We start from the raw sequence: 1,527 nt of genomic DNA on the forward strand, positions 1-1,527 counted from the left end.
TACAAGCTCTAGCCAAACAAGCCTTAGAGCCTGAGTGGGAGGCAAAATTTGAATCCAATTCATACGGTTTCAGACCAGGACGCTCATGTCATGATGCCATCGAAGCCATATTCAACAATATTAATAAGACTCAGAAATGGGTTTTAGATGCAGATATTGCCAAATGCTTCGATAAAATCAACCATGATGCACTTCTTAAAAAATTAAATACCTTCCCTACACTATCGCGATTAATCAAATCTTGGTTAAAAGCCGGAGTAATGGACAAGGAAACACTCTCACCTACAAATGAGGGAACTCCTCAAGGTGGTGTAATATCACCACTTTTAGCGAACATAGCCCTCCACGGAATGGAACAGGTGATACAGGACTATGCGAATTCTATAAAGGGAAAAAAGACCCACTATAAGAAGGGTTTAGCTCTTATTAGATACGCAGACGACTTCGTCATCCTACACCCAGACCAAAAAGTGGTAGAAGAATGTCTTGAAGTCATCAACTCATGGTTACACGACATGGGGTTGGAATTAAAGTCAAGCAAAACAAAAATAACCAACACAAAGGAAGGATTTGACTTCTTAGGATTCAACATCCGACATTACAAAGTTGGAAAGAAACACTCTAAACGCGGCTTTAAAACAATCATCAAACCATCTAAAGAAAAAATCCTGGAGCATTATGGGCAGCTCTCAAAAGTTATAGAAAAAAACAGAGCTGCCCCACAGAAGGCTTTAATAAGCCAACTCAAACCTATTATAAGAGGATGGTGTAACTACTACAGTTCAGCCTGTAGCCAGGAAACCTACAAAAAAATAGGAAACTTGCTCTGGAATAAACTCCGAAGATGGGGATACAGAAGACATCCTAATAAATCAAGAACCTGGGTAAACAATAAATACTGGGGAACCATTGAAAAGGACAGATGGACGTTCATGACAGGAAAGGACAACTACCTGCCAAAACATGCTAAGACAAAAATTGTCAGGCATATTAAAATCCAGGACAACAGAAGTCCTTATGATGGTGACCTAGTTTATTGGAACACCAGAATGAGAAAGCATCCTGAGATGACCACTCAGAAGGGAAGGCTTTTAGAACGGCAAGAAGGGAAATGCGCTCATTGTGGTCTTACCTTCAGAAGTGGAGATTTATTAGAAAAACATCACATCTTACCACGTAACAAAGGTGGAAGTAACAAAGATGAAAATCTAGAATTACTACACCTACACTGCCATGATGCCAAGCACGGGTCAAAAACTAATTCATCAGAGTTAGACGAAAATCCGTTCTAGAGGAGCCAATGTCAAGGACTGTACTGTAATGAGGAGCCGTATGATGCGAAAGTGTCACGTACGGTTTTGAAGACGAGTCAGTGAGGTGACTCACTGGCTTAGTTTAATCCCCCTGGCTGAGAGATTCGGCAAAGCCGACACTTCGTGAACAGCTTGCATTGGCGGGTAATGGTCTATCTTGGTAGACTTTGGTAGCTAAAAAGTATCGGTAAACAGTAATTGTTCCATCAGCTGA

The 1,527-nt window shown here is 40.9% G+C and carries 1 protein-coding gene; it reads left to right on the forward strand.

All coding sequences use genetic code 11. The features are described 5' to 3' along the window. Positions 1 to 1,292, forward strand: a 1,292-nt coding sequence (gene ltrA, locus F6K53_RS41700; RefSeq protein ID WP_293086281.1) for a group II intron reverse transcriptase/maturase, incomplete at its 5' end; no start/stop codon positions are given. Between the last annotated feature and the right edge of the window lie 235 nt (positions 1,293 to 1,527).

This window comes from Moorena sp. SIO4A1 (assembly GCF_010672065.1).
Taxonomy (GTDB): Bacteria; Cyanobacteriota; Cyanobacteriia; order Cyanobacteriales; family Coleofasciculaceae; genus Moorena.